The 19,146-nt window shown below is 74.9% G+C and carries 20 protein-coding genes; 5 read left to right on the top strand and 15 right to left on the bottom strand.

Annotated elements, in window-relative coordinates; all coding sequences use genetic code 11:
- Positions 1–161 precede the first annotated feature (161 nt).
- Both KUM42_RS11205 and KUM42_RS11200 read right to left on the bottom strand, forming a co-directional pair.
- Positions 162–932 (bottom strand): SDR family NAD(P)-dependent oxidoreductase, encoded by a 771-nt coding sequence (locus KUM42_RS11205; RefSeq protein WP_237492282.1) that lies wholly within the window; start codon positions 930–932, stop codon positions 162–164.
- 9 nt (positions 933–941) lie between these two features.
- Positions 942–1,982, bottom strand: a complete 1,041-nt coding sequence (locus KUM42_RS11200) for an isopenicillin N synthase family oxygenase (RefSeq protein WP_237492280.1) — start codon at positions 1,980–1,982, stop codon at positions 942–944.
- A 52-nt stretch (positions 1,983–2,034) separates the two neighbouring features.
- Here KUM42_RS11200 and KUM42_RS11195 point away from each other — a divergent pair, with 52 nt between their 5' ends.
- The gene (locus tag KUM42_RS11195; protein ID WP_237492278.1) at positions 2,035–2,787 is read left to right on the top strand and encodes an SDR family NAD(P)-dependent oxidoreductase; all 753 of its coding nucleotides are present in this window, start codon (positions 2,035–2,037) and stop codon (positions 2,785–2,787) included.
- A 2-nt stretch (positions 2,788–2,789) separates the two neighbouring features.
- Here the strand turns inward: KUM42_RS11195 and KUM42_RS11190 are convergent, their stop codons facing one another.
- Positions 2,790–3,569, bottom strand: coding sequence for an SDR family NAD(P)-dependent oxidoreductase (locus tag KUM42_RS11190; protein WP_237492276.1), 780 nt, complete (start codon positions 3,567–3,569; stop codon positions 2,790–2,792).
- A 174-nt stretch (positions 3,570–3,743) separates the two neighbouring features.
- Positions 3,744–4,166 carry an organic hydroperoxide resistance protein gene (locus tag KUM42_RS11185; RefSeq protein ID WP_237492274.1) on the bottom strand — a complete coding sequence of 141 codons (423 nt, stop codon included), beginning with the start codon at positions 4,164–4,166 and terminating at the stop codon, positions 3,744–3,746.
- A 110-nt stretch (positions 4,167–4,276) separates the two neighbouring features.
- Here KUM42_RS11185 and KUM42_RS11180 point away from each other — a divergent pair, with 110 nt between their 5' ends.
- Positions 4,277–4,855, top strand: coding sequence for a TetR/AcrR family transcriptional regulator (locus KUM42_RS11180; protein WP_237492272.1), 579 nt, complete (start codon positions 4,277–4,279; stop codon positions 4,853–4,855).
- Here KUM42_RS11180 and KUM42_RS11175 read toward each other — a convergent pair.
- From KUM42_RS11175 to KUM42_RS11160, 4 genes are all read right to left on the bottom strand, one after another.
- Positions 4,852–5,373 (bottom strand): RNA 2'-phosphotransferase, encoded by a 522-nt coding sequence (locus tag KUM42_RS11175; protein WP_237492270.1) that lies wholly within the window; start codon positions 5,371–5,373, stop codon positions 4,852–4,854. The two genes, KUM42_RS11180 and KUM42_RS11175, sit on opposite strands and share 4 nt — an antisense overlap.
- Positions 5,370–5,636, bottom strand: coding sequence for a hypothetical protein (locus KUM42_RS11170; protein WP_237492268.1), 267 nt, complete (start codon positions 5,634–5,636; stop codon positions 5,370–5,372). Before KUM42_RS11170 ends, KUM42_RS11175 begins: the two co-directional genes overlap by 4 nt.
- Positions 5,637–5,718: 82 nt before the next feature.
- Positions 5,719–6,357, bottom strand: a complete 639-nt coding sequence (locus tag KUM42_RS11165) for a hypothetical protein (RefSeq protein ID WP_237492266.1) — start codon at positions 6,355–6,357, stop codon at positions 5,719–5,721.
- Positions 6,358–6,399: 42 nt separating this feature from the next.
- The gene (locus KUM42_RS11160) at positions 6,400–8,157 is read right to left on the bottom strand and encodes a SpoIIE family protein phosphatase (protein ID WP_237496669.1); all 1,758 of its coding nucleotides are present in this window, start codon (positions 8,155–8,157) and stop codon (positions 6,400–6,402) included.
- A 204-nt stretch (positions 8,158–8,361) separates the two neighbouring features.
- Between KUM42_RS11160 and KUM42_RS20290 the strand changes: the two genes are divergently transcribed.
- Positions 8,362–9,597 (top strand): EAL domain-containing protein, encoded by a 1,236-nt coding sequence (locus KUM42_RS20290; protein ID WP_304610697.1) that lies wholly within the window; start codon positions 8,362–8,364, stop codon positions 9,595–9,597.
- A 74-nt stretch (positions 9,598–9,671) separates the two neighbouring features.
- Here the strand turns inward: KUM42_RS20290 and KUM42_RS20285 are convergent, their stop codons facing one another.
- Positions 9,672–10,013: an iron chaperone gene (locus KUM42_RS20285; RefSeq protein WP_304610696.1), complete on the bottom strand. Its 342-nt coding sequence runs from the start codon at positions 10,011–10,013 to the stop codon at positions 9,672–9,674.
- Positions 10,010–10,309 carry a hypothetical protein gene (locus KUM42_RS11140; protein WP_237492263.1) on the bottom strand — a complete coding sequence of 100 codons (300 nt, stop codon included), beginning with the start codon at positions 10,307–10,309 and terminating at the stop codon, positions 10,010–10,012. The genes KUM42_RS20285 and KUM42_RS11140 overlap by 4 nt, the downstream gene beginning before the upstream one ends.
- Before the next feature lie 128 nt (positions 10,310–10,437).
- Here KUM42_RS11140 and KUM42_RS11135 point away from each other — a divergent pair, with 128 nt between their 5' ends.
- On the top strand, positions 10,438–10,854 hold the full coding sequence (locus KUM42_RS11135; protein WP_237492262.1) for a hypothetical protein: 417 nt from the start codon (positions 10,438–10,440) through the stop codon (positions 10,852–10,854).
- A gap of 49 nt (positions 10,855–10,903) precedes the next feature.
- Here the strand turns inward: KUM42_RS11135 and KUM42_RS11130 are convergent, their stop codons facing one another.
- The 4 genes from KUM42_RS11130 to KUM42_RS11115 all read right to left on the bottom strand — a co-directional run bounded on the left by KUM42_RS11130 (position 10,904) and on the right by KUM42_RS11115 (position 15,966).
- Positions 10,904–12,379 carry an MFS transporter gene (locus tag KUM42_RS11130; RefSeq protein ID WP_237492260.1) on the bottom strand — a complete coding sequence of 492 codons (1,476 nt, stop codon included), beginning with the start codon at positions 12,377–12,379 and terminating at the stop codon, positions 10,904–10,906.
- Between the two features lie 116 nt (positions 12,380–12,495).
- Positions 12,496–13,614, bottom strand: a complete 1,119-nt coding sequence (locus KUM42_RS11125; protein ID WP_237492258.1) for an aminotransferase class V-fold PLP-dependent enzyme — start codon at positions 13,612–13,614, stop codon at positions 12,496–12,498.
- Between the two features lie 62 nt (positions 13,615–13,676).
- Complete coding sequence (locus KUM42_RS11120) at positions 13,677–14,759, bottom strand: alkene reductase (protein WP_237492256.1); 1,083 nt, start codon at positions 14,757–14,759, stop codon at positions 13,677–13,679.
- A gap of 124 nt (positions 14,760–14,883) precedes the next feature.
- Positions 14,884–15,966, bottom strand: a complete 1,083-nt coding sequence (locus KUM42_RS11115) for an alkene reductase (RefSeq protein WP_237492254.1) — start codon at positions 15,964–15,966, stop codon at positions 14,884–14,886.
- Positions 15,967–16,168: 202 nt separating this feature from the next.
- Between KUM42_RS11115 and KUM42_RS11110 the strand changes: the two genes are divergently transcribed.
- Positions 16,169–16,993, top strand: coding sequence for an SDR family oxidoreductase (locus KUM42_RS11110; RefSeq protein WP_237492252.1), 825 nt, complete (start codon positions 16,169–16,171; stop codon positions 16,991–16,993).
- Positions 16,994–17,277: 284 nt separating this feature from the next.
- Here the strand turns inward: KUM42_RS11110 and KUM42_RS11105 are convergent, their stop codons facing one another.
- Entirely contained in the window at positions 17,278–19,095 is a 1,818-nt protein-coding gene (locus tag KUM42_RS11105; RefSeq protein ID WP_237492250.1) for an ABC transporter ATP-binding protein, read from the bottom strand.
- Positions 19,096–19,146 lie beyond the last annotated feature (51 nt).

Here is a 19,146-nt window from a genome sequence, read left to right as displayed (position 1 = left end):
GGGGTCCAGTCGGGGCGGCAACGGCCTGGGGGTGGACTCGCCGGGCTCCATCGAGACCTCCGGGGGGCGCGCTGGGGGTTTGTGGGTGCGATCGACCAACCCCCAGGATCACACGTCCGGCTGTGGGGATCCTGGAGCCCCGGCTCCCCGCGCGGCGCGGCTCAGGGCAGCGGGGCGCCGGTGAGCTCGGCGCAGGCCGCGAGCAGACCGTCCTGGACGGCGACGTCGGACACCGCCGGGTGGGTCGCGCGCCGGGCGCGGTGGTACCAGTGGCCGCCGCTCGTGCGGGCCGCGTCGTCGTCGGAGACCGCGAGCCAGGCCTGGGTGACCGGGCCCTGCGCGAGGTCGTCCGACGCCCCCGGCCCGCCCATCCGGGTCGCCACCCACCCCGGGTCGACGGAGTTGACCAGGACGTCGGGCCACCGCCGGGCGACGGCGGCGGACAGGACGGCGTCCCAGAGCTTGCTGTCGGCGTAGGCCTGCGAGCCGTTCCAGCGGCGCCGGGTCCACTGCAGGTCGTCCAGCGCCGGGTCACCGCTGCGGTGCATGCCGGAGCTGAGGTACACGAGCCGGTCGGGCGGCGTCATCAGCGCGGTCAGCAGGTAGGGGGCGAGCACGTTGACCGAGAAGACCAGCGCCAGACCGTCCTCGGTCTCCACGCGCCGGCGCTCCTGGTAGCCGACGGCGGCGTTGTGAACGACGGCGTCGAACCGTCCGGCGTCCTCGGCCTGCCCGGCGACCGCGCGGACGCCGGCCAGCGTGGACAGGTCACCGACCAGCACGCCCTCGGCGGCCGGCAGTGCGGCCCGGGCGTCGTCCGCGCGGGCGTCGGTGCGGGCGTGCAGGGTGACGGCGTGGCCGTCGGCGGCGAGCAGCTGCCCGGCCAGCAGGCCGAGCCCGTCGGTGGAGCCGGTGATCAGGACGCGGGACACGCGCCCACGCTACGACCGGGCAGCGAGCACCCGCGCGGCCTCGCGGTCGGCGGCGGTGTTGACCACCCCGGCCCGGGAACCGCGCAGCTTGGCCGCCACGTGCTCCCCCACCGTCACCGGGGAGTACCGCGGCTGCTCACCCGGCTCCAGGCAGGAGGGCAGGGTGGTGATCAGCGCGTCGACGTCCCCGTCGTGGAAGAAGGCCGCCGACCGGCGGCGGGAGATGGTGCCGTCGACGACCGGCGGCTTGACCCGGTGCAGCGTCGACAGCCAGCGCTCGTTGGTCAGCCGGGCGGTGACGTCGCCGAGGTTGACCAGCAGCGCGCCCTCGGCGGGCACGACGTCGTGCCAGCCGCCGTCGCCGCCCAGCACCTGGAGGCCGGCGACCCGGTCGGCCCACAGCACGGTGACGATGCCGTAGTCGGTGTGCTCGCCCATGCCGGTGAGGTCGCCGTCGAGGCGCACGGTGCCCTCGGGCAGGGCGTAGTTGTTCATCCGCAGCACGTCGAGGGAGTGGCCGGTGAGCCGGTCGAAGAAGTCCGGGGCGAGGCCGAGGGCGTCGGCGAAGACCCGGGTGAGGGTGCGCGCCACGCGGGCCGCCTCGGTGAACCAGGCGTCGACGGCGGGCCGGAAGCCGGCGACGTCGGGCCAGGTGTTGGCCGCGTAGTCGGGCTGGGGCAGCCCCGGCGCGTGCGGGTAGGTCTCCTGCGAGGCGCCCACGTTGAACGCCTCGAAGAAGTCGTTCATCCGGCTCGCGGCCTCCACCCCGAGGGAGAGCGACAGCGACTCGCTCTTCGGCGGGCTGTAGCCGCGGTTGACCTCCGGCGGGGTGCGCCAGGCGTTCTTGGCCTCCAGCGGCAGGCCGAAGAAGGCGTCCATCGCCCCGGCCAGCCCGGCGGCGACCGCGTCGGGCACGCCGTGGCCGACGACCTGGACGAAGCCGACGGTGCGGCAGGCGTCGTCCATCGCGCGGGCGACGGCGGCGCGCTGCCCGGCGGGGCCGTCCTGCACGTAGGCGGAGATGTCGACGACCGGGACGGCGAAGGTCATGGGCCCACCCTGCCGCGCGCACGTTGCCGCGCTGTTGCCTACCGTCGACGGGATGGAGCGACTGGACGGCACCCGGGTGCTGGTCACCGGCGGCACGAGCGGCCTGGGCGCGGCGATGGCCGCCGCCCTGGTCGAGGCCGGCGCGCAGGTGGTGGTCACCGGGCGGGACGTCGACCGGGCGCGGGCGGCCGCCGAGGGCCTCGGTGCGGTCGGCATCGCGATGGACGTCCGCAGCGACGAGGACGTGACCCGGGGCGTGCAGACGGCCGCCGACGTCCTGGGCGGGATCGACGTCCTGGTCAACAACGCCGGGATCGGCATGCGGTCGGTCAACCCGCGCTTCCTGACCGACCCGCAGCCGTTCTGGGCCGTGCCGCCGGCGGGGTTCCGCGACCTGGTCGAGACGGACCTGACCGGCTACTTCCTCGTCGCCCGGGCCGTCGTGCCGCGCATGCTCGAGGCGGGCAGCGGTCGGGTGGTCACCGTGTCGATGAACCACTCGACGATGAACCGTCGCGGCTTCGTCCCCTACGGCCCGGCCCGGGCGGGCGCCGAGGCGCTGGCCCGGATCATGGCCCAGGACCTCCAGGACTCACCGGTGACGGCCAACATCCTGCTGCCCGGCGGCGCCACGGCCACCGGGATGATCCCGGACGACGTCCCGCCGGAGCTGCGCGCGCACCTGCTGGACCCGGGCGTCATGGCCGCGCCGATCCGCTGGCTGTGCTCGGCGGCCGCGGCCGGCGTGCACGACCAGCGGATCGTCGCCAGCGAGTTCGAGGGCTGGCTCGCCGCGCGCACCTGAGCTCAGGGCAGGACGGCGTCCACGTAGCCGCCGTCGACCCGCAGCGCGCCGCCGGTGGTGGCCGAGGCCAGCGGGGAGGCCAGGTAGACGCACATGTTCGCGATCTCCTCGGGCTCGATCAGCCGCTGGATCAGCGACTGAGGCCGGTGGGTGCGCATGAACTCCCGCTGCGCGTCGTCCCAGGACAGCTCGCCGCCGACGAGGGAGCGGACGAGGTCCTCGACGCCGCCGGTGTGCGTCGGGCCGGCGATGACGGAATTGACGGTGACCCCGGAGCCGGCGGCCTCCTTGGCGAAGCCGCGGGAGACCGCGAGCAGCGCCGTCTTGGTCATCCCGTAGTGGATCATCTCGGCCGGCACGACCACGGCCGAGTCACTGGCGATGTACTGCACCCGGCCCCAGCCGCGGGCGACCATGCCGGGCAGGTAGGCGCGGGTCAGCCGCACCGAGGTGAGCACGTTGGTCTCGAAGTAGCGGCGCCACTCGTCGTCGGTGATCTCCAGGGCCGGCTTGGCGCCGAAGATCCCCAGGTTGTTGACCAGGACGTCGACGGCGGGCACCTGCTCGAGCAGCTGCGCCGTCCCCTCGTCGGTGGTGACGTCGCCGGCCACGGTGGTCACCGGGCCGTCGATCCCGGCCGCGGCGGCCGCCAGCTTCGCGGCGTCCCGCCCAGTGAGGACGACGGCGGCGCCGGCCCCGGCGAGTCCGGTGGCGATGGCCAGGCCGATGCCCTGCGAGGAGCCCGTGACGAGGGCGGTGCGGCCGGTGAGGTCGATCTGCATGCCCAGCCCAAGGCACGCGGCGCCGGGCGGATTCCACCCGGGACGCGAACGAGGGAGGGCAGGCCCTGACGGCACCACCCTCCCCCGGGTCTCAGCGGCCCCTCGCGTGGGTCAGGCCCCCTCGCAGGGCCCCGCCGCGAGCTCGCTCGTGGTGGGGGGCGAGGGGGTCCTTCCTCAGGCGGTCTCGACCTCGAGGGTGACCGGGACGTTGCCGCGGGTGGCGTTGGAGTACGGGCAGACCTGGTGGGCGGCCTCGACGAGGGCCTCGGCGGCCGACTGCTCGATGCCACCGAGCTCGACGTGCAGGGTGACCTCGAGGGCGAAGCCGCCGGCGTCGTTCGGGCCGATGCCGACCTCGGCGGTCACCGCGGAGTCGGTGAAGGCGACCTTCTGCTTGCCGGCGACCATCTTGAGCGCGCCGTGGAAGCAGGCGGCGTAGCCGGCGGCGAAGAGCTGCTCGGGGTTGGCGCCACCGCCGGGGCCACCCATCTCGGTGGGGACCTTGAGGTCGAGGTCGATGGTGCCGTCGGAGGTGCGGGTGTGGCCGTTGCGGCCCTCCCCGGTGGCGGTGGCGAGTGCGGTGTAGACGGCAGCCATGGGGTCGAGGCCTCCTGGTGAGAACTGATGGACAGAACGATCGTTCTGCCTGCTGTGTCGATTGCAGCACGCGACCCGGTCACCGTCAACCGGGGGTTACCGTGATCACCATGACCAGCGCGACCAGGACGTCGGAGGCCCGGGAGCGGCTGCTGCGCACCGCGTCCGCGCTCTTCTACGCCGAGGGGCTGCGCGGCGTCGGCGTCGACCGGGTGGTCGCCGAGGCGGCCGTCACCCGGGCCACCTTCTACCGGCACTTCCCCGGCAAGGAGGACCTGGTCGTGGCCTACCTGGCCGGGGTTGACCGGTCGGTGCGCGAGCAGGCCGGCGAGGTGCCGGCCGACCCGGCCGCGGCCGCCCGCTGGCTGCACGGGCTCACCTCGCTGGTGGGCGACACGGTGTGCGGCGTCGGTTTCCGCGGCTGCGCGTTCATCAACGCCGCGGCCGAGAACCCCGACCCGGCGAGCCCGGTGCGGCGGGCCGTGCGGGAGCACCGCGAGTGGCTGGAGGGCGCCGTCCGTTCCGCCCTCGCCACCGCAGGCCACCCCGACCCGGTCGAGGCGGCCCGCCACTGGCTGGTGCTGCGCGACGGCGCGATGGTCGCCGGCTACCTCGCCGACCCGGTGCAGGCGCAGGCCGTCCTGGACGCCGGCCTGCGCGACCTGCTGGCCCGGGCGACCGCGCGCTAGCGCGTCAGGTACCGCGGCGGGACGGCCTCGACCAGCCAGACCCCGTTGTCCGAGCACGTGAAGACGACGCCGTCCTGCGCCATCGCGGCGGCGTCGACCCGCAGGACGACGGGCCTCCCCCGCCGCGCCCCCACCTGCTCGGCCGTCCCCCGGTCGGCGCTGAGGTGCACCGCGTGCCGGGCCCCCGGGCGCAGGCCCTCGACCAGGATCGCCGGCAGGAACCGCTCGACGGTGCCGTGGAAGAGCTCGTCGGGCGGGACGGCGGGGGCGTGGCCCAGGTCGACCGGGACGCTGTGACCCTGACTGGCCCGGATCCGGGTGCCGGTCGCGTCCAGGGCGTACCGCCTCTTGTCGTTGCCGGCGACCACCTCGTCCAGCTCGGCGCGGGTGAGGTGCAGCGCGGCGAGCAGGTCCCCGACGTCGACCCAGCCGTGCTCGTCCAGGGTCAGCCCGACGCTGTCCGGGTGGTGCCGCAGCACGTACGACAGCCGCTTGCTGACCCGGACGACGTCGGTCACCGCTCGTCCGGCGCCCGGCCCGCGTGGTCGACCAGCTCTTGCGCGCTCTCCTGCTCGCCGTGCGTGCGGGCACACGACGCGCAGCAGAAGAAGACGCCGTCGGCCTCGACGCCGTGGCCGACCACCTTCACCCCGCAGTGCTCGCAGATGGGGGCCATCGCGTGGATCGCGCACTCGAAGCTGTCGAAGACGTGCACCGCCCCGGCGGCGTGCACCTCGAAGCTGAGCCGGTAGTCGTTGCCGCAGACCTCGCAGGCAGCCATGCCCGTCCTCCCCCTGAACGTCGTGACCGGTGCCGGTCACCTGCGTCGGCGACTACCCGGGCCGACGCCCGCGTGAACCGGGTCAGGCCCCGGCGAACCAGCTGCCGGCCGGCAGGTCCGGTGCAGGCGAGGTCATCGGGACGTCGACCTCGTGCGGGGAGACCCACGGCCAGAGGGTGACCACGCCCTCCGCGGCGGCCCGGATCGCCGCCCCGTCCAGCTCCGTGACCGTGTCCGGCACGCCCAGCGGGTCGCAGCGGACGACGACGCGCAGCGGCCCCGCCGGCGGCAGCGGGCTGAGCCACCAGCTGTGGTCGGCCGACAGCTGCCCGGCGCTGCCCCCGCCGCCGTGGAACAGCACCGCGTCGCGACCGCCCGGGTCGCCGGAGGCGTCCGGACCGGCCGGCACGTTGCTGGCCCGGCGCCCGTCGGCGAGCTCGACGCCGACCAGCAGCTGCGGACCCGGCCCCCGGTGGCCCCACAGCAGGTCCCCGAGGTCGCGGGACTCCAGGGCGGCCAGCGTCTCGGGGCGGCAGCGGAGGCCGACGGTGAAGGCGATCCCGGTGGTGAAGACCTGGACCCCGGTCAGGGTCACGGCGGCCGTCGCGGTCCGGGCGAGGACCACGCTGACCGGGACGGTGGCCGGGGCCTCGTTCTCCGGCGCGCTGGACCGGCGTGCCCACTCGTCGTCCGGGCCGCCGTCGACCGTCGTCGTCCACATGCCGCGCAGCCTGGCCCCTCCGGCCGGCGACGGCAAGGACGTTCAGCCGGGGCTGCGGTAGAGCAGGAACGCGACGTCGTCGTCGGGGGCGTCGGACAGCAGCTGGTCGGTGAGCAGGTCGGCCAGCACCGTGGAGGCCAGGTGGCGGCCGGCGACCAGTGCCTGCACCGCCCGGTCGATGCCCTCGTCGAGCGCCTCGTCCCGCCGCTCGACGAGGCCGTCGGTGTAGAGCAGCAGCGTCGACCCCGGCGGCAGGCTCACCTGCGCCTCGGGGCGCTGCACGCCCTCCAGCACCGCCAGGGGCACGCCGCGTGCCCCCTCCAGCAGCTGCGCCCGGCCCTGGTCGTCGACCAGGACGGCGGGTGGGTGCCCGGCGCTGCTGTAGCGCAGGGTGGCCGCCGCCGGGTCGACGATGCCGCAGAAGACGGTGCTGCAGATGGCCCCGGGCACCAGGGCGGCGAACCGGTCGAGTGCGGAGAGCACGTGTGCCGGGGAGCGGCTCTCCAGCAGCAGCGCCCGCCCGGCGCTGCGCAGCTGGCCCATCACCGCGGCCGCGTCGAGCCCGCGCCCGACGACGTCGCCCACGACCACCCCGTAGGACCCACCGGGCAGGTCGACGACGTCGTACCAGTCGCCACCGACCTCCAGGGTCCCGGCGGCCGGCTCGTAGTGGACGGCGAACCCGGTCGGCAGCACGGTCGGCCCGAGGACGGCGCGCTGCAGGGTGACGGCGACCTCGGTGAAGAACTGCGCCCGCGAGCGGTCCAGCTCGGCCCGCTCCGCCGCCCGCCGGCGCTCGGCCAGGACCGCCTGGGCGTCGGCCACGGCCGCGGCCACCTGACCGGCGGCCAGCTGCAGGAAGGTGAGGTACTCGGCGTCCACCCGCAGGTGCGGGCTGACGCCGAGCACCAGCGCACCGATCGGCCGGTCCCGGCCCGCCGCGGTCAGCGGCAGCGCGAACGCGGTCTCGACGCCGGCGGACCCGACCGGGCCGGCGTCGGCGATGCCGGGCAGCCGGGCCCCCAGGTCGCCCACCGGGACGACCGCGCCGGTGGTCACCGCCTGCCGCACCGCCGCCTGCAGGACCGCATCGGACAGCGCGCCCGCCGGGTCCACCCCGTAGCTGGCGGTGCGCCGGGCGCCTGCCTCGTCGTCCTCCAGGAGGTAGACCACGCCGAACGGGCAGTCGGCGTCGGCGTCGGCGAGCACCCGGAGGGCGGCGACAGCGGCTGCCTCGGTGCTGCCGTGGACCGAGCGCGGCAGGCTGCCCAGCTGCTGCAGGACCCCCATCCGGCGGGCCGACAGCACGCGCGGCGTGGACTCGACGACCGTGTTGAGCAACCCTGCCACCCGGCCCTCGGGCTCGACGACCGGACTGTAGGAGAAGGTGAACCAGGTCTCCTCCGCGAACCCGTGCCGGGTCATCGTCAGCGGCAGGTCCTCGGCGTAGGTGCTCCGACCGGCGAGGACGTCGGTGACCAGCCCCTGCACGTCGGCCCACACGTCGGACCAGACCTCGGCCATCGACCGCCCGAGGGCGCCGGGATGACGGGCACCGAGCATGGGCGTGTAGGCGTCGTTGAAGACGAGCGTCAGCTCCGGGCCCCAGGCCAGCATCATCGCGAACCGGGAGTTCAGCACCGTGCTCACCGCGGTCAGCAGCGTCGGGGACCAGGTCGCCACCGGGCCGAGCGGGGTCTGCGACCAGTCCGCCGCCAGGACCGCCCGCTGGAGCTCGGTGCGCTCCCCCAGCACCAGCTCGGCCAGCCGATCGTTCAGCGCGACACCTCTCCTCCGCACGCCCGGGGGTCCACGGCTCGGACGCGGGGCGACCGCGGCCTGATCATGACACGCGCACGGCGCCCTCCGGCCCGGCCGAGCGGGGTGGCCCCGTCCCCCGTGCAGGTGACCCCGCTCAACCGCCGTGCTGCCCGTGCCGATGGTGGACTCGGGCAACCACCTCGAGATCCCGAGGCCACCGGCCCGTCGACCGAGGAGAGGTTCGTGCGCAGACAGCGCTCGGAGAGCGAACGGCAGATCGCCGACCTGCTGCAGACGGCGCGGCGGTCGCTGGGCCTGAGCGTGGCCTTCTTCAGCCGGTTCGACGGCACCACGCAGCACCTCGAGGTCGTCGAGTCCTCGATGCCGCTGCTCTTCCACGACGGGCTGGCCCAGCCGCAGGACACCAGCTTCTGCCAGGCGGTGCTGGACGGCGACCTCCCGGCGGTCATGCCCGACGTGACCGACTTCCCCGCCGCCATGCGGTTGCGCCCGGCCCGGGTGCCGCGCATCCGCAGCTACGTCACCGCCCCGGTACGGCTGAGCGACGGCACCGTCTACGGCACCTTCTGCGCCTTCGGGCTGCGTTCGGACCCCGAGCTGTCGACCCGTGACCAGACGCTGATGGAGGTGCTGGCCAACGCGGCCTCGGTGATCGTCGAGCCCGACCTGCGCGAGGAGCAGCGGCGCAGCGAGATCGAGCAGCGGGTCCTCCCGGTGCTGGCCGCCGGCGGACCCGTCGTCGTCCTCCAGCCGATCGTCGACCTGGCCACCGGCGAGCGCCGCGGCGCCGAGGCGCTGAGCCGCTTCCCCGCCGAGTGGGACCGCGCGCCCGACACCGTCTTCGCGGAGGCGCACAGCATCGGCGAGGGCGACCGGCTGGAGCTGCAGGCCCTGGCCCGGGCGGCCACGCTGCTGGACGACGTCCCCGGCTACGTGTCGATGAACGTCTCCCCCGGCACGCTGCTCACCGACCGCTGCCGCGACCTGCTCGCGGCGCTCCCGTTGCCGCGGGTGCTGCTGGAGCTGTCCGAGCACGACCAGGTGGCCGACTACGACGCGCTGGTCGAGGTGCTGACCCCACTGCGTGCCGCCGGGATGGGGCTGGCCATCGACGACGTGGGCGCCGGCTTCAGCAGCCTCCGGCACATCGTGGTGACCGACCCCGACGTCATCAAGATCGACCGCAGCATCGTCAGCGGGCTGGACACCGACCCGGTGCTGGCCCGGCTGGTCGAGTCGCTGGTCGACTTCGCCCACGGCGGCGGGGTGCGGGTGGTGGCCGAGGGCGTCGAGACCGCGGCCGAGCACGCGATGCTGCGTGTCCTGGGCGTCGACGACGGGCAGGGCTGGCACTTCGGGCGCCCGGCTCCGGCCGGGCACCTGACCGTCCCGGACGCCGTCCCCGGGGACCTGGGCGCGGGGACACACCGCCGGGACACGCAGGCACTGGCGGGCTGACCTCCCGCCCCGGTGGACGGCGGCCCTGGCCGACGAGCCGGCGTACGGCCCGGTGCCGGCCGGCCGGGGGCCGGTCAGCCGCGGCGGTCGACCAGCGCCCGGACCACCCGGGCCACCAGCTCCCGCGGGAACGGTGCGGCGTGCGGCAGCCGCACCGTGTCCCGGCCGCTGCGGCGGGGCGCGAGCTCGGCCTCGAGCTCGTCGTCCAGCACCGGCACCGGGTACAGCCCGATGTGGCGCCTCCACGCCCCGACGTGCAGCAGTGGCGCACCGTCCAGGGTGAAGACCGGCATCGCGTAGCTGATCGACTCCCCCGCGCCCGGCGCGAGCTCGTGGACGACCCGGCGCAGCTCCTCGACCCGCGCCCGCACGTCGGCGGGGAGCTCGGCGAGGTACTGCTCGACGGTGGCGGTCACCACCGCCTCCCGGCCAGCGCCGCGGTCGAGGCCAGGACGACGGCGACCGCCGCGGCGCCGCCCGCCGCGCGGGCACCGTGCACCGTCCGCCAGGACAGCACCGACCCCACCGACCGCGCGGACAGCGCCGAGCCGACCGACAGCCAGCTGCCGACGGAGAACAGCGACATCGACGAGCCGACGCTGCCGATCGAGGCGACGGACCCCACGCTGCCGATCGAGGGGAACGACCCCTGCGAGGCGAGGGACAGCGCGGGGTCCCGGGACCACAGGGACAGCCAGGACCGGGAGCTCACCTCACCGAGCGTGGCACCGGCCGGCCCGGACGGGAACCCGCTCGGGCGCGGCGTCCCGGCCGGACGTGCGCCGGGTCACCGGGACCGGCCGGTTCCGGTGGCGCAGGAGACTGCCGATGGAAGGGGGCATGAGCATCCACGCCGTTGCCGAGGACCGTCAGGCGACCTCCGACGCGCAGGTCATCGCCGAGCTGGCGGCCGGCGCCCTGGAGTCCATCGCCCGCATCCACGCCGCGGGCCTGGCCGAGGTCGTCGACATCGCGGAGAACCCGGCCGCCGTCCGCGACGAGCCGCAGGCCGAGGAGGTCGTCGAGGTCCGGGCCGAGACGCCCGTCCAGGCGGAGTCGCCGGTCGAGGCCGAGACGCCCGTCCAGGCCGAGGCCGAGGTCACCGAGGAGGAGCCGGTCACCGCGGAGTTCGCCACCCCGGCCGGCGCCGACGTCGTCCAGCCGGTCGAGGCGCTGCGCGCGGTGCCCCAGGCCACCCGCGGCCGGCACCTCTCCGAGGCCGAGACCACCGAGTTCGCCGCCCAGCGCGCGGCCTGACCGACCAGCCCTGCCGGGCCCGTGCGCTGACCGCGCACGGGCCCGTTGCTCACTCCGGGTCGTCGCCGACCACGGTGCCGCCGGCGACCAGCGCGGCCTCCGGGTGGCGCAGCTCGACGTCGGGCTCGACGTGCGTCCGCGGGTCGCGGCGCACCGCCGGGATCAGGAGCGCGGCCGCACCGGCGAGCACCAGCGCCCCGGTGAGCATGAGGAAGCCGTTGGTGTAGCCGGACTCGGTCGGCAGCCCGCTCGGGCCCGCGTGCGCGGTCACCACCGAGGCCATGACGGCAGCACCCAGCGACCCGCCGATGGTGCGGATGTTGGCGTTCATGCCGCTGGCCACCCCGGTCTGGGACGGCTCGACGGCGGCGACGATCAGGTTGGACATCGCGGCGAAGGCCAGCCCGAAGCCGGCGCCCATGACGGTGGAGGCGATCAGCACCTGCCCCTGGCTGTCGTGCGCCAGCGCGAAGGTCAGGTAGCCCACGGCGGAGACCAGCGTGCCGATGACCAGGACGGTCTTCGAGCCGATCCGCTGGGCCAGCCGGCCGGAGACCAGGCCGAGGACGAACGAGGCGATGGTCTGCGGCAGGAGCAGCAAGCCGGACACCGTCACCGAGGACCCGAAGCCGTAGCCGGCCGCCGAGGGCGTCTGCAGGAACTGCGGCAGGAACGCGAACGCCGCGTACATGGCGACACCGAACAGCAGCGCGACGAGGTTGGTCGCCCAGACGGCGCGCACGCGCATCATCCGCATGTCGATCAGCGGCTGCGCCGAGCGGGACTCCAGGGCGATCCAGGCCGCGGCGAGGACGACGGCGGCCGCGAGCAGGCCGAGCACCTTGCCCGAGCCCCAGCCCCAGGTCGGGGACTGGCTGACGGCGAGCAGCAGCGCGACCAGCCAGGCCGACAGCAGCAGGGCGGCCGGCCAGTTGACCGAGCCGGAGGTGCGCACCGGGGACTCCGGCACCAGGAACTGGGCGGCGAGCGCGGCACCGACGAGCACGATCAGCGGCAGCCAGAACAGCCAGTGGTAGCTCAGCGCGTTCACGATCGGACCGGCCACGACCAGGCCGACCCCGGCACCGACGGCGATCAGCGCGGAGATGGCCCCGACGGCGCCGGCGACCTTCTCGCGGGGGAACTCGTCGCGGATGATCCCGAAGGCCAGCGGCAGCACGCCACCGCCGATGCCCTGGACGACCCGGGCGATGATCATGACGGTCAGGTTGGTGGCCAGCGCGGCGAGCAGGCAGCCCAGTGCCAGCGCGGTCAGCGCCAGGACGAACATGCGCTTCTTGCCGGTCATGTCGCCCAGCCGGCCCAGGATCGGCGTGGAGATCGACGCCGACAGCAGGTAGGCCGTCAGCACCCAGGTGACGCTCGACTGGTCGGTGTGCAGCGCCGCCTCCAGGGTGGGCAGCACCGGGGTCACCAGCGACTGCAGGAGCGCGAAGGCGATCACCCCCGTCGTCAGGACGGCGAAGGTCACCTGGTGGGAGGTACGGCGTTCGGTCGTGCTCATGCGGTGGGGATCCGTCCTGTTCGTTGCTTCCAGCAACGACCTCCAAGGCCCCGGGCGCCGGATCACTTCCCACGTGCTGCACAGATCACATCCAGGAGCGGGAACACCGCGGCGCCTCAGTGCAGCGCGGTGAGCGCCTCGTCCAGCCGGGCCAGTGCCGCCGGTGTGGTGGTCGCGTGCACGCCCAGCCGGGCGCGGTCGCCGTGCCGGGTGCAGGTGACCCCGGACCGGGCGAGGACGGCGTGCAGCTCCTCCCCCGGGACGCCGGGCACCCGGAAGGCCACGATCCCGGCCCGCTGCCGCGGCGCGCGCGACGACGTCACCACCGCACCGCGCCGGTCCAGCACCGCGAGCAGCTCCTCGACCCGGCCGGCGATCCGGGCGGCCACCCACGGGACGCCGACGCTCGCCAGCAGCTCCAGCCCCGCGGCGAGGCAGGCCTGGGCGACCGGACTGGTGTTCGTCGTGCGCAGGCGGTCGGCGCCGGGGGCGAGCGGGTGCGGCACGCCGTCGTAGCGGGTCGGGTCCTCGACCGCGGTCCAGCCGGCCAGCAGCGGGTCCAGCCGGGCCAGCGCGCGGTCGGACACGGCGAGCAGGCCGGTGCCCCAGCCGCTGCGCAGCCACTTCTGCCCGCCGGCGACCAGGACGTCGGCCGCCGTCCAGTCCGCCTCCACCGCGCCGAGGCCCTGGATGCCGTCGACGACGAGCAGCCGGTCGCCGGCGACGTCGCGCAGGCCGGCGAGGTCGGCCCGGGCGCCGGTGGCGAAGTCGACGGCGCTGACGGCCACCGCGCCCGCGTCGGTCCCGGCCAGCGCGGCCCGCAGGGCGTCGGGGGTGACCGCTCCGGGCGGCAGCTCGGCCACCTGCAGCCGGCCGGCCGATGCCGCCCGCCACCAGGGGTAGAGGTTGGCCGGGAACTCGGCGGGGCTGACCAGCACGGTGCCGGTCAGCGCGAAGGCCACCTGGAACAGCCCGGCCGACGTGCTGGGGGTGTAGGCCACGTTGCCCGGCGCGAACCCGGTCAGCGCGGCGGCCGCGGCCAGCGCCCGGTCCTCGGCGAGCATCAGCCCGTCGACGGTCCCCGGACCGGCGGTGTGCACCGCGGACATCGCCGCAGCGCCGGCATCGACCACCGCCCGCGCCGGCGGGCCGAACCGGGCGAAGTCCAGGTAGCCCTCGTCCTCGGCGAAGCCGGCGAGGTAGGCGTCGGCCGCGGCGGTGGTCGGGCGGGTCACACGGGTCATCGTCACAGCCGCCCTGGGCACGCCGGACCCCGCGGGGCCCGGCGTGCCCGCCGTCAGCTGCGGCTGTCGGCCAGGAACGGGTAGTCGGTGTACCCCTCGGCGCCGCTGCCGTAGAACAGGTGCGGCCGCGTCTCGTTCTCCGGGTGCCCGCCCGCCCAGCGCTCGACCAGGTCGGGGTTGGCGATGGCCGGGCGACCCACCGCGACGGCGTCGGCGTGCGCGGCCTCGATCAGTGCCACCGCCTCCTCGCGGGTGGTCACCGACTCCGGGCCGCTGTTGGCGATCAGCGGTCCGCCGAAGCGGCGGCGCAGCTCCTGGACCAGGTCGCCGGACAGGTCCGGGTGCAGGACCGACAGGTAGGCCAGGCCCAGCGGGCGCAGCTGGTCGACCAGGGTGCCGTAGGTGGTGCGCACGTCGTCCACGTCGGGCTCGAGCGCGTCCTGGATCTGCCGCTGCGGGGAGATCCGCACCCCGACCCTGCCCGGGCCCACGGCCTCGGCGACCGCGGTGACGACCTCGACCACCGCGCGGGCGCGGTTCTCCGGCGTCCCGCCGTAGACGTCGTCGCGGGTGTTGGACACCGGCGAGAGGAACTGGTGCAGCAGGTAGCCGTTGGCCGCGTGCACCTCTACGCCGTCCAGCCCGGCCCGCACCGCGCGCACGGAGGCCTCGACGACGTCGCGCAGGGCCTCACGCACCTCCTCGGTGGTCAGCGCGTGCGGCACCGGGTAGGCGACCTTGCCGTGGGGGCCGTGGGTCTCCCCCGCGATGGCGATGGCCGACGGGGCGACGATCCGGTCGGTGCCGGTGATGTCGGGATGCGACACCCGGCCACCGTGCATGACCTGCATGACGATGCGGCCGCCGCGGGCGTGCACCGCCTCGGCGACCCGACGCCAGCCGGCCTCCTGCTCGTCGTCGGTGATGCCGGGCTGGCCGGGGTAGGACCGCGACTCGGCGTTCGGGTAGGTGCCCTCGGTGATGATCAGGCCGATGCCCGCCCGCTGGGCGTAGTGCTCGGCGATCAGCTCACCGGGCACGCCGGAGGAGCCGGCGCGCGTGCGGGTCAGCGGGGCCATGACGACCCGGTTGGCGAGCTCGAGGTCGCCGAGCGTGATCGGGGAGAACAGGTCCATGTCGGGCGACAAGGTCGTTGCCCCCGCTCAGCATTCCGCCGTGCGGCCTCGCTCACGCCGTGCGCCGGACGACGAGGGGCCCGGCAGCACGTGGCTGCCGGGCCCCTCGCGGTCGTGCGGACGCTCAGCTCTGGCTGTGCTGCAGCGTCGGGTAGTCGGTGTAGCCCTCGGCGCCGTCGGCGTAGAAGGTCGCCCCGTTGGGCTCGTTCTCCGGGTGCCCGCCCCGCCAGCGCTCGACCAGGTCGGGGTTGGCGATGGCCGGGCGACCCACCGCGCAGGCCTCGGCGTGCGCGGCCTCGATCAGCTCGACGGCCTCCTCGCGGGTGGTCACGCTGCTGAAGCCGCTGTTGGCGATCAGCGGGCCGCCGAACCGGCGGCGGAGCTCCTGCACCAGGTCACCGGCGGGCTCGGCGTGCAGCACCGACAGGTACGCCAGACCCAGCGGGCGCAGCTGGTCGAGCAGGGTGCCGTAGGTGGCGAGCAGGTCGGCCCGGTCGGTCTCCAGCGCGCCCTGGATGTTGTGCTCCGGGGAGATCCGCAGCCCCACCTTGCCGGCCCCGACCGCCTCGACCACGGCGGTGACGACCTCGACCACGAAGCGCGCCCGGTTCTCCGGGGACCCGCCGTAGACGTCCTCACGGGTGTTCGACGCCGGGGACAGGAACTCGTGCAGCAGGTAGCCGTTGGCGCCGTGCAGCTCCACGCCGTCCAGCCCGGCCTCGATCGCCCGGCGGGAGGCGGTGACGAAGGAGTCGCGCACCTCGGCGGCCTCGGCGACGGTCAGCGCGTGCGGCACCGGGTAGGGCTGCTTGCCCTTCGCGGTGTGCGTCTCGCCGTCGATCGCGATCGCGGACGGCGCCTCGACCCGGTGGCCGTTGTTCGTGTCCGGGTGGGTGACCCGCCCGCCGTGCATGACCTGCATGACGATGCGGCCGCCGCGGGCGTGCACGGCCTCGGCCACCCGGGCCCAGCCGGCGACCTGCTCGTCGGTGACGATGCCGGGCTGGCCGACGAACGCCTGCGACTCGAACCGGGGGTAGGTGCCCTCGGTGATGATCAGGCCGATCGAGGCGCGCTGCGCGTAGTGCTCGACGAGCAGGTCGTTCGGCACGCCGGAGTCCCCGGCACGCATGCGGGTCAGCGGGGCCATCACGACGCGGTTGGCGAGCTCGAGGTCGCCGAGCTTCACGGGGGAGAACAGGTCCATGTCCTGGGCAAGGTCATTGCCCAGGCTCAGCATTCCGCGGTGCGGCCTCCCTCACGTCGCCGCCGGAGAAAGTCGTTGCCTCACGGAACACACAGCCGCCTCCTGGTGCTGGGCACCTCCGGAGGGCGAGGCGACGCCGTCCCGGGCCCCGGCCCGCGGACCCCGCCTCCCCCTGACCCACGACGAGAGGAACGGACACCCCATGGCCAGGACCTGGTTCATCACCGGCGCATCGCGCGGCTTCGGCAAGGAGTGGTCGATCGCGGCCCTCGAGCGCGGCGACAACGTGGCGGCCACCGCCCGCGACACCTCGACCCTCGACGAGCTGGTGCAGTCCTACGGCGACCGCGTGCTGCCGATCCAGCTGGACGTCGACGACCGCGCCGCGGACTTCGCCGCCGTGCAGCAGGCGCACGACCACTTCGGCGGCCTGGACGTCGTGGTGAACAACGCCGGCTACGGCCAGTTCGGGATGGTCGAGGAGATCTCCGAGGCCGAGGCGCGCGCCCAGTTCGAGACCAACGTGTTCGGCGCGCTCTGGGTCACCCAGGCCGCGCTGCCCTTCCTCCGCGCGCAGGGCTCCGGCCACGTGCTGCAGGTCAGCTCCATCGGCGGGATCTCCGCCTTCCCGAACGTCGGCATCTACAACGCCTCGAAGTGGGCGCTGGAGGGCTTCACCCAGTCCCTCGCCGCCGAGGTCGCCGACTTCGGCATCAAGGTGACCCTGATCGAGCCCGGCGGGTACTCCACCGACTGGGGCGGCGCCTCGGCCAAGCACGCCACCGCGAACCCCGGCTACGACGAGTTCCGGGTCAAGGCCGCCGAGCAGCGCAAGGTCCGGCTGGGCGGCACCCCCGGGAACCCGGTCGCCACCCGTGACGCCGTGCTGGAGCTCGTGGACGCGGAGAACCCCCCGCTGCGGGTCTTCTTCGGCGACGCCCCGCTGGGCATCGCCACCGCCGACTACGAGTCCCGGCTGGCCGAGTGGAACGCCTGGGACGCCCTGTCCAAGAAGGCGCACGGCTGACCTGAGCGATGTGCGCCCGGTGCCCGTTCCCGCCGCGGAACAGGCACTGGGCGCACAGTGTCCGAGGCCCGGTCCCCGTTCGGGGGCCGGGCCTCGGTGCGTCTGCCCAGCGTGCACCCCGACGGGGTCCGGACCCGGGGGGGGGGGCTCACCGTTGTGCGTTGGTGGTCGTCTCGCTCCCCCGGAGGCAGCGATGAGCGCACATCGGCGGGGCCCGCAGGATCCGCGCCGCGACCGGCGGGGTCCCGGCGGGCCGGGGCGCCCGCCGAGCGCACGGTCGGTGGTCAGCCGACCAGTTCCGCCTGCCGGACGGCGCTCCCGGCGAGCCTCGCGTACCGGCCACCGGCGGCCAGCAGCTCCTCGTGCGTGCCCTGCTCGACGACCCGTCCCGCCTCCAGGACGGCGATGAGGTCGGCGTCGCGGACGGTGGACAGCCGGTGGGCGATGGTGATCGTCGTCCGGCCGCGGCTGGCCTCGTCCAGGGCCGCCTGCACGGCGCGCTCGGTCTCGTTGTCCAGCGCGCTGGTGGCCTCGTCGAGCACCAGCACCCGCGGGTCGCGCAGCAGCGTGCGCGCGATGGCCAGCCGCTGCTTCTCCCCGCCGGAGAACCGGTGCCCGCGGGCACCGACCACGGTCTCGTAGCCGTCGGGCAGCGCGGCGATGACGTCGTGCACCTGGGCGCGGCGGGCGGCGTCGACCATCTCGGCGTCCGTGGCGTCGGGCTTGGCGTGCCGGAGGTTCTCGGCGATCGTGCCGTGCAGCAGGTAGGTCTCCTGCGCCACGACCCCGACCACCCGGGCCAGGTCTGCCAGCGTCAGGTCCCGGACGTCGACGCCGTCGATCGTCACCCGCCCGGACGTCGGGTCGTTGAGCCGGGCGACGAGGGAGGCCAGCGTGCTCTTGCCCGACCCGGTCTCCCCCACCAGCGCCAGCGTCGCGCCGGCGGGCACGGTGAGGTCGACGCCGGACAGGGCGTCGCGGTGGCCGTCGGGGTAGCGGAAACCGACGGAGTCGAACCGGACCTCGCCGCGGACGGCGCCCAGCCGCACCGGGGACGCCGGGTCGTCGATGTCCACGGGCAGGTCGAGGTACTCGAACACCCGGCTGAACAACGCCATCGAGCTGGTGAGCTGCACGCCGATGTCCAGCAGGCCCATCAGCGGACGGAACAGCGCACCCTGCAGGGCGGTGAAGGCGACCAGCGTGCCGATGGTCATCCCGCCCGAGGTCGCCGGCAGGCCCGCGGCCAGGTAGATCAGCGCCGGGATGCCGGCGAACACGATGCTCATGGTGGCCATCCGCCACCGGCCGGCCAGCTGCGAGCGGACCTCGAGCCCGACCAGGTCGTCCGACGTCGCGGCGAACCGCTGGGACTGGGCCGGGCCGGCGCCGAGGGTCTTGCCGAGCAGGACGCCGCTGACGCTCAGCCCCTCCTCCACCTGGGAGTGCAGGTCGGCCAGGTGCCGCTGGCGCTGCGCGGTGATCGAGCGGCGCATCACCGCGACCCGCCGCGTCAGCCAGACCGCCGGCGGCAGGACGACGAGGGACAGCAGCGACAGCCGCCAGCTCAGCGCGGCCATGGCCACCGCCGTCCCGACCACGGTGGTGAGGTTCGCGGCGAAGGAGGTGGCGGTGGAGGTGACCACCGACTGCATGCCGCCGATGTCGTTGGTCAGCCGCGACTGCACCTCCCCGCCCTTGGTGCGGGTGAAGAAACCCAGCGACTGGCGCTGCAGGTGGGTGAACACCGACGTCCGCAGGCCGTGCATGACGTGCTGGCCGACGGTGGTGGAGATCCAGGTCTGCAGCACGCCGAGGACGGCGGTGGCCGCGGCGACGGCGAGCATGCCGCCGACCGCCCAGGCCAGCAGCCGGACGTCCTGGCGGGGCAGGGCCTCGTCGATCACCAGCCGGACGAGGAACGGGCTGGCCAGCGCGATGGCGGAGCTGGCCACGATGAGCGCGACGACCAGTGCGAGCTGCCAGCGGTACGGGCGGAACAGGCCGGCGACCCGGCTCCAGCGCACCGGCGAGCGCTCCAGCTGGTCCCGGTCGGCCGGGTCGGGACGCCGTCCAGGGCGCCCGGGCGAGGTGTCGTCCATCGACGACCACCCCCTCTCTGTCTTTACTGAGGTTACCTCACGGTGTGGTAA

Origin of the sequence: Modestobacter sp. L9-4, from assembly GCF_019112525.1 — a bacterium.
GTDB lineage: Bacteria > Actinomycetota > Actinomycetes > Mycobacteriales > Geodermatophilaceae > Modestobacter.
This window is presented reverse-complemented; position numbering and strand designations above follow the sequence as displayed.

What these genes read in the sequence shown, in the direction of transcription:
- KUM42_RS11200 (WP_237492280.1), bottom strand. Translation starts at nt 1,982, where the DNA reads ATGACCTTCGCCGTCCCGGTCGTCGACATCTCCGCCTACGTGCAGGAC.
- KUM42_RS11195 (WP_237492278.1), top strand. Translation starts at nt 2,035, where the DNA reads ATGGAGCGACTGGACGGCACCCGGGTGCTGGTCACCGGCGGCACGAGC.
- KUM42_RS11190 (WP_237492276.1), bottom strand. Translation starts at nt 3,569, where the DNA reads ATGCAGATCGACCTCACCGGCCGCACCGCCCTCGTCACGGGCTCCTCG.
- KUM42_RS11185 (WP_237492274.1), bottom strand. Translation starts at nt 4,166, where the DNA reads ATGGCTGCCGTCTACACCGCACTCGCCACCGCCACCGGGGAGGGCCGC.
- KUM42_RS11180 (WP_237492272.1), top strand. Translation starts at nt 4,277, where the DNA reads ATGACCAGCGCGACCAGGACGTCGGAGGCCCGGGAGCGGCTGCTGCGC.
- KUM42_RS11170 (WP_237492268.1), bottom strand. Translation starts at nt 5,636, where the DNA reads ATGGCTGCCTGCGAGGTCTGCGGCAACGACTACCGGCTCAGCTTCGAG.
- KUM42_RS11165 (WP_237492266.1), bottom strand. Translation starts at nt 6,357, where the DNA reads ATGTGGACGACGACGGTCGACGGCGGCCCGGACGACGAGTGGGCACGC.
- KUM42_RS11135 (WP_237492262.1), top strand. Translation starts at nt 10,438, where the DNA reads ATGAGCATCCACGCCGTTGCCGAGGACCGTCAGGCGACCTCCGACGCG.
- KUM42_RS11130 (WP_237492260.1), bottom strand. Translation starts at nt 12,379, where the DNA reads ATGAGCACGACCGAACGCCGTACCTCCCACCAGGTGACCTTCGCCGTC.
- KUM42_RS11120 (WP_237492256.1), bottom strand. Translation starts at nt 14,759, where the DNA reads ATGGACCTGTTCTCCCCGATCACGCTCGGCGACCTCGAGCTCGCCAAC.
- KUM42_RS11115 (WP_237492254.1), bottom strand. Translation starts at nt 15,966, where the DNA reads ATGGACCTGTTCTCCCCCGTGAAGCTCGGCGACCTCGAGCTCGCCAAC.
- KUM42_RS11110 (WP_237492252.1), top strand. Translation starts at nt 16,169, where the DNA reads ATGGCCAGGACCTGGTTCATCACCGGCGCATCGCGCGGCTTCGGCAAG.
- KUM42_RS11105 (WP_237492250.1), bottom strand. Translation starts at nt 19,095, where the DNA reads ATGGACGACACCTCGCCCGGGCGCCCTGGACGGCGTCCCGACCCGGCC.